The sequence below is a fragment of the Canibacter oris genome (assembly GCF_014197205.1).
GTDB classification, from domain to species: Bacteria; Actinomycetota; Actinomycetes; order Actinomycetales; family Microbacteriaceae; genus Canibacter; species Canibacter oris.
Genome location: NZ_JACIFD010000013.1, coordinates 45,917 through 52,468, shown reverse-complemented (window position 1 = coordinate 52,468; position 6,552 = coordinate 45,917). Strand labels below are relative to the sequence as shown.

Annotated in this window: 8 protein-coding genes; 5 read left to right on the top strand and 3 right to left on the bottom strand. The window is 55.5% G+C overall.

All coding sequences use genetic code 11. The features are described from left to right. On the top strand, positions 1 to 1,020 hold a 1,020-nt coding region (locus tag F5897_RS06600), incomplete at its 5' end, for an LPXTG cell wall anchor domain-containing protein (protein ID WP_221221335.1). 145 nt (positions 1,021 to 1,165) lie between these two features. Here F5897_RS06600 and F5897_RS06595 read toward each other — a convergent pair. Further along, positions 1,166 to 2,803, bottom strand: coding sequence for a sensor histidine kinase (locus tag F5897_RS06595; RefSeq protein ID WP_183304935.1), 1,638 nt, complete (start codon positions 2,801 to 2,803; stop codon positions 1,166 to 1,168). An 88-nt stretch (positions 2,804 to 2,891) separates the two neighbouring features. Continuing rightward, positions 2,892 to 3,593, bottom strand: coding sequence for a response regulator transcription factor (locus tag F5897_RS06590; protein WP_124824989.1), 702 nt, complete (start codon positions 3,591 to 3,593; stop codon positions 2,892 to 2,894). 24 nt (positions 3,594 to 3,617) lie between these two features. Here F5897_RS06590 and F5897_RS07950 point away from each other — a divergent pair, with 24 nt between their 5' ends. Together F5897_RS07950 and mtnA are read left to right on the top strand one after the other, a co-directional pair. Beyond that, on the top strand, positions 3,618 to 3,752 hold the full coding sequence (locus F5897_RS07950) for a hypothetical protein (RefSeq protein WP_281375801.1): 135 nt from the start codon (positions 3,618 to 3,620) through the stop codon (positions 3,750 to 3,752). 137 nt (positions 3,753 to 3,889) lie between these two features. Next, positions 3,890 to 4,930 carry an S-methyl-5-thioribose-1-phosphate isomerase gene (gene mtnA, locus F5897_RS06585; protein ID WP_343048848.1) on the top strand — a complete coding sequence of 347 codons (1,041 nt, stop codon included), beginning with the start codon at positions 3,890 to 3,892 and terminating at the stop codon, positions 4,928 to 4,930. Positions 4,931 to 5,013: 83 nt separating this feature from the next. Here the strand turns inward: mtnA and F5897_RS06580 are convergent, their stop codons facing one another. Further along, positions 5,014 to 5,286 (bottom strand): hypothetical protein, encoded by a 273-nt coding sequence (locus tag F5897_RS06580; RefSeq protein ID WP_183304934.1) that lies wholly within the window; start codon positions 5,284 to 5,286, stop codon positions 5,014 to 5,016. A 164-nt stretch (positions 5,287 to 5,450) separates the two neighbouring features. Here F5897_RS06580 and F5897_RS06575 point away from each other — a divergent pair, with 164 nt between their 5' ends. Both F5897_RS06575 and F5897_RS06570 read left to right on the top strand, forming a co-directional pair. Continuing rightward, positions 5,451 to 5,828, top strand: coding sequence for a cold-shock protein (locus F5897_RS06575; protein WP_183304933.1), 378 nt, complete (start codon positions 5,451 to 5,453; stop codon positions 5,826 to 5,828). Positions 5,829 to 5,831: 3 nt separating this feature from the next. Next, positions 5,832 to 6,440, top strand: coding sequence for a DUF3027 domain-containing protein (locus tag F5897_RS06570; RefSeq protein ID WP_183304932.1), 609 nt, complete (start codon positions 5,832 to 5,834; stop codon positions 6,438 to 6,440). Positions 6,441 to 6,552 lie beyond the last annotated feature (112 nt).

Sequence of the window (6,552 nt, the reverse complement as noted above, 5' to 3'; positions counted from 1 at the left end):
CTCGGTACGATGGCTTGTGTTGCTGGGCAGCCACAGGTTGATGAGTTCTTGATTAAGCTCGGTGACAATGCGGTGCTGGAAGCTAACCACCGCTTTGTTGCTACTGTTGACGGTAAGTCAATCTCACTGAATGCTGCGCTGCGCGATAAGCTGAACGCTGAAAAGCAGTTGACGCTTGCTGATTTTAAAGCAGCTTACCCTGCTTTTGACAGCGCAACCTACCATGGTAAGACAGTTATGGTGCAGAGCTACTTCTTTGATAAGGAGAAAGCTTACGATCCAGCCTTGTATGCGAATCTGGAGCCGTTGGTAGCTGGCACCAAACTTGACCGTTTTATCGCGCTCGGCGAAGCAAAGACAGTTGTTTTTAATACCGCAGATAGCTTGCAGTGCGGTGGTAGCCAGCTAATTACGCAGGCTCCTGCTGCGACTGTGGATTTTGTGCTTGGGTCAGCAGCTTGTGTTGCTGGGCAGCCACAGGTTGATGAGTTCTTGATTAAGCTCGGTGACAATGCGGTGCTGGAAGCTAACCACCGTCTTGTTGCTACTGTTGACGGTAAGTCAATCTCACTGAATGCTGCGCTGCGCGATAAGCTGAACGCTGAAAAGCAGTTGACGCTTGCTGATTTTAAAGCAGCTTACCCTGCTTTTGACAGCACAACCTACCATGGTAAGACAGTTATGGTGCAGAGCTACTTCTTTGATAAGGAGAAAGCTTACGATCCAGCCTTGTATGCGAATCTGGAGCCGTTGGTAGCTGGCACCAAGCTTGACCGTTTTATCGCGCTCGGCGAAGCAAAGACAGCGGTTTTTGGTCCTATCGCAAAGCCAGATTGCGCGTCTGAAAACGACCAGAACGTAGTTCCGGTTGTACCGGAGAAACCAGCTGCTTCAACAGCTGCTCCTGGCGCAGCGAAAACTCTCGCAAAGACCGGTACTTCACTCTCCGGCGCTGTGCTGCTGAGCGGCCTCGGGGTAATCGCTGGCGCGAGTATGCTGGTACTGCGACGTAAGAAGTAACTGGCAACAGCTGAGAAAATGAAGAGGGGCGGTGTTCCTTATGAACACCGCCCCTCTTATGCCCTCTGCTGCGTTGGTGAGCTGTGCAATTCTCACGTACATTGCTGTTCGCTGCTGCAATCAGTAGTCCCTGCGCTGCTGTGTGCTACTCAGCTTTGTTACTGTTTTTCCCACGAAGCTTTCGGGTGGCTCGGGAAGCAGTTTTAGCCAGTTGCTGCTTTGCAGGCTTTATGTTCTGCGGTTTAGGCTTTGAGCCTGCTGCGGTATCTGCCAAACCCCGCTCAAAAACCGCTGCTGCATCAGGTGCTTGGTTATCAGCCAGCTGTGGTTCAGCGAGCGGCAAATCAACGCGGAAGGTTGCGCCGCCACCAGCTGTTTCGTGACAGCTAACGCGTCCCTTGTGAGCTGCCACAATAGATGACACAATCGACAGGCCGAGACCACTGCCCCCTGTTTCCCGGTTGCGGCTGGTGTCCGCACGCCAGAAACGGTCAAAAATTTTCTCCCGATGCTGCTCGGGCACGCCTTCGCCGTGATCTCGCACCTCAAAACGGGCACAGTGTGGCTGCTGCGACACCGCAATCTCGATTGGGGTGCCAGTATCGGTGTGTCGAATCGCGTTAGCCAACAGGTTTGTCATGATTTGCCGCACTTTATGCTCATCGCCCAGTGCCATCGGGGTGGTTGGATCCTGCAGCACAGTAATATCCCGATCCGGGTCTTGTGCCAGTGCGTCAAGCACCGCATCCCGTGCTAGGGCGTTCAAATCAAGCGGGGTCATTTCCAATTTGCGGCTGGCGTCAAGACGTGCGAGAGACAATAGATCTTCCACCAGGCTGGTCATTCTGATTGCCTCTTTTTCGATGCGACCCATCGCCTGCGCAACTTCTTCCTCGCTCTGGAAAACCCCCATGCGATAAAGCTCGGCATACCCCCGTACTGATGCCAAGGGTGTGCGCAACTCATGGCCCGCATCACCTACGAAACGTTGCATTTTTTCGATTGTTGCCGCACGGTCATTAAAGGCGCTGTTAATACGATCAAGCATTACGTTGAGCGAAGTGCCTACGTGACCAACTTCTGTGTTTGGGGTCTCAACATGGATACGTTTAGAGAAATCACCCCTAGCAATATCCCGTGCGGTGCGCTCCACCTCGCTGAGCGGCTCGAAAGTGGCGGTTACTAGAATCCGAGTGAGAGCCGCTCCGAGCAGCACTACGGCAAGCCCAAAGCCGATAAAAATAGTCATATATTGTGCCGCAATGCGGTCTATGATAGCGGTCGAGGAAGCGATTAGCAGATACCCTGAAACCTGAGTCGGCGCAGTTCCGATATCACTGTAAACCGGAGCCAGGACACCGCGCCAGTGCACGCCAGAAGGGTCGCCAAAATCAAATACGCGGCGGAGGTTGCTAGGGGTGGCTAGCCACTGCGGATCAATGCTGTGCACTTCTGGGGTGGGCTGTGATTCAGATTCGATATTGTCGTAGAGGAAAGCGCCAGTGTTGTCGAAGAGCGCAACGTAATAGTTGTTAGGAGCGTAAACGACATCAGCGCGAGTTATTTGACCCTGCGTCGCTCCCGGCTGCAGTGCCAAAACCGGATCGCTCAGCAGCTGTTGCAATTCCGCGTCTTGAGCGTTGTAAAGACTTGGCTTCAGCAGCGAGATAGTGCCAGTGCCAGTGATTGACAGGCCGAACAGCAAAATTAGTACAGTAACACTGGTTATCTTATTGCGCAGGGTCACGTTTGCCCATCGCTTCAGCAGCGTTGGTTTCGCCATTGTTGCTCCTTGAATTTGGCCTCTGCGGCAAAGCACAGCGGGCGGCCACAGCACTCTGTAACCGCCCGGCGCGCAGCGTAAAAGCTGCTTAGATGCCTTCGACTTTCAGCATATAGCCGAAACCACGTTTAGTGTGAATTAGTGGTTCTGGAGTCAGCGGGTCGAGCTTACGACGCAGGTAAGAAATGTATGATTCTACGATTCCAGCGTCACCGTTGAAGTCATACTCCCAGACGTGGTCAAGAATCTGTGATTTTGAGAGCACCCGGTTAGGGTTCTGCATCAGGTAGCGCAGCAGCTTGTACTCAGTCGGGCTGAGCTCAACACTGTTTTCGCCAACCTGCACCTCGTGGGTGTCTTGATCCATTGTGATAGGGCCGATAGACAGCGCCGTGGTTTCTTCCTCAGGAGTGGTGCGGCGCAAAATTGCTTTGATGCGGGCGATAATCTCGTCAAGGCTAAAGGGCTTGGTGACGTAGTCGTCGCCGCCCACAGACAACCCTTTAATTTTATCTTCCACATCGTCTTTCGCGGTGAGGAACAGAATCGGTGCAGTGTAGCCAGCAGCGCGCAGCCGCTCGGTTACGCTAAAACCGCTCATGTCTGGCAGCATCACATCTAGCAGGATCATGTCAGGTTCTTCCTCAAGCACGGCAGAGATCGTTTGCGCCCCGTTGCTGACGGCGCGCACCCCGAAGCCTGCGAAGCGCAGGCTGGTAAGCAGCATCTCGCGGATGTTTGGTTCGTCATCTACGATGAGGATACGAGGTCCTTTATTTTGTGTTCCCATGCTTCTAGTGTTCCGTAGTTTTCTATGACTGGGCTGAAAATCTTCATGCTTGGAGCTGGTGTGCTCGTGCTTGGCACTGCCATGCTCGCCGTGTTTGGCGCAGGTGTGCTTGCGGGCGGGGCAGGCAGTGGGGCAGTATTTTGGGGCGGACAACGATAGCGGTTGCTGGCGGCAGCGACAACGCTTGTGCGAATGGGTTAGACTTTAGAAGACTTAAAAACCTCAGTGAGGGGCGCTGCACGCTTGTTGCTGCAGCGCTGTGACACTGGACTGAGCAGCAGATTTGAGGAGTTACCGTGATTAGAGCGATTACCTGGGTTACTGAGCCGCGGCACGCGATCCGCCTGATTGATCAAACCAAGCTGCCGCATACTGAGGAATTTATTGATGTTGTGAGCACCGAGCAGTTGGTTGATGCGATCGCGCGGCTGGTAGTGCGCGGAGCCCCGGCATTGGGCGCTGCGGGTGCATACGGGGTGGCCCTGGTGCTCGCCGAGGGTGCTGCAAAAGGCTGGGATGACGCAGCGATTGCGGCCGCTGTGGCGGCGGTGCGTGAGGCACGCCCGACCGCGGTGAATTTGGCATGGGGGGTTGATCAGGTCGCACCGCTGATTCCCCAGGGTTTTGCAGCAGTGTTAGCGGCGGCACATGCGGTCGCAGCCGCTGACGAAGCTGCCAATAGGGAACTTGCTCGTCGCGGCGCAGACTGGTTAATCGCGAACTATCCACGGGAGAAATACCGGGTGCTGACGCACTGCAACACCGGTGCACTGGCAACCACCGCTTGGGGTACCGCGCTTGGCGTGATCCGCGAACTGCACGAGCGCGGCCTGGTGGAAGAGGTTTATGCTGATGAGACCCGCCCGCTGCTGCAGGGGTCGCGGCTGACCAGCTGGGAGCTGAAGAAGCTCGGCATCGCACATCGGGTGCAGGTTGATGGGGCTGCGAGCTCCACAATTTTGCGGGGGTTGGTTGATTTTGCGATTATTGGGGCGGATCGAATCGCCCTGAACGGTGACACCGCAAATAAAATCGGTTCGGTTGCGGTTGCTCTGGCTTGCCACCGCGCGGGAGTGCCATTTCTGGTGGCGGCACCGGCGTCAACGGTTGATTTGCAGACCGCGAGCGGCGCAGACATCGAGATTGAGCTGCGTAGTGACGACGAGGTGAACTTCCTGGGTGGCCAGCGGCTGACACCGGAAGGCGTCGCCGGCTATAACCCGGCTTTTGACGTGACCCCGGCAGACTTAATCGACGCGATTGTCACCGAAAAAGCGGTGTTCGAGCCGAAGCGGGAAGAATCCGCAACGGTGATGGCGCGGCTGGCGACGCTGTAGCGGCTATACCGGTTTTGTTGCAGTGCGCGGTTTTGGTTGGCGCTAGCCGTTAGCGGCGGCACAGCGTGATTAATCCGGCTGCGCTACCGGCGCTGCTCTCGCTTGCGCTTTGACAGGTTCATAAAAAGTAGTGTGAAAAGCATCAGGAAGCCGAGTGGCATACCGACGTATGCGATCCATGCAATTGCTTGATATGAGCCACCAGGAACTTCGCGAGTTGACTGAATCGCGCCTATAATCAGCACCACTAGGAAAGCTAAAACTGAGGCGCCGATGCAAATCACGGCCCCCCAGGCCAGCACAGACTCTAGTTTGCTGTTCTGGACCGTCTGGTTGTTGCTGTTATTTTTTCTCACGTCTCTAGCCTAGCTTATGTGACGCTTGGTGCACTTGGCTGAGGAAAGCGCGGCTAGCTTTGGTGGTGTTTGCGCCGTGCTCCGCTATGCTTGAAACAGGCGAAGTTTTGCACAAATAAGTGCGTGATCGCAAAAGTTTTAGGTATGACTGAGGTGACATAAAAATGCCAACTGGAAAAGTGCGTTTCTTCGATGAGGCAAAGGGTTTCGGATTCATCGCGGGTGAGGACGGCCAACAGGTTTACGTGCACGCATCAATCGTTGGAGATACTCAGCTGCCGCAAGGAGCGCGTGTCGAATACGCTGTGGGTGAGGGCAGGCGTGGCCCACAGGCGCTGTCGGTGCGGGTGTTGAACGCGCCGCAACGGCAAACCCACAAGCCGCGGATTCCCGCTGATGAGATGGCGGTAATCGTGGAAGACTTGGTGAAGTTGCTTGACGGCGTTGGTGAAAAATTAAAGCAGGGTAATTACCCTGAGCGCGCCAAAGCCCGAAAGCTCGCGGTGATGCTGCGGCAGGTTGCAACAGATTTTGAGGGATAACTAATGACTGAGTTAAAAGGAAAAGCGCTGCGTGAGGCGGAGCGTTTAGCGCGTGGTGAACTGGTGACGGTGACCGCCGCAGACACCATAGGTGACATGCTGGAAATTGCGCAGCTGTCTGATGGTGGCAGCTGCAACCTGGTGTTTGACTGCCTGAAACCCTCATATGTGGGGTGGCGTTGGGTAGTTACTGTAACCCGGTTGAGCCCGAAAGCTGCGGTAACCGTGACTGAGCTGGGGCTGCTGCCGGGGCCAGATGCACTTTTGGCACCGGAATGGGTGCCGTGGTCACAGCGTCTGGCCGACTATCGCAAGTCGCAGGCGGCTGCAGCGTCTGATGAGGCCTTGGCAGCGGCGCAGGCGGCGCAGGAGCTCGCCGCCGAAGATATTGATGCTGAAGACGATTTGCTAGAGAACGACTTCAGCGATTTTGATGACGAGATAAATGGCGTAGATATTGATAGCGTCGATTTGGATACACTCGCAGATGTGTTGTTTGATAATTTGGGTCCGGTAGATCAGCCCGCTCCTGCAGACGTGGACATCACCACGGAATCCGCTAGCTCTGAGGACGCCCCTGCTGACACATCCAACGCTGCAGCGAGCCTTTGACCGCGCGGCGTGAGACTTGCTTCGCGACGAGCCGGCGGTCTCTATAGCTGCTGCGGCCGGCTTCTCAGGTTGGTGGCGGCGCAGGCGGAGCAAGTCTCACCAACCCGCCTCC

What these genes read in the sequence shown, in the direction of transcription:
- F5897_RS06595 (WP_183304935.1), bottom strand. Translation starts at nt 2,803, where the DNA reads ATGGCGAAACCAACGCTGCTGAAGCGATGGGCAAACGTGACCCTGCGC.
- F5897_RS06590 (WP_124824989.1), bottom strand. Translation starts at nt 3,593, where the DNA reads ATGGGAACACAAAATAAAGGACCTCGTATCCTCATCGTAGATGACGAA.
- F5897_RS07950 (WP_281375801.1), top strand. Translation starts at nt 3,618, where the DNA reads ATGACTGGGCTGAAAATCTTCATGCTTGGAGCTGGTGTGCTCGTGCTT.
- F5897_RS06575 (WP_183304933.1), top strand. Translation starts at nt 5,451, where the DNA reads ATGCCAACTGGAAAAGTGCGTTTCTTCGATGAGGCAAAGGGTTTCGGA.
- F5897_RS06570 (WP_183304932.1), top strand. Translation starts at nt 5,832, where the DNA reads ATGACTGAGTTAAAAGGAAAAGCGCTGCGTGAGGCGGAGCGTTTAGCG.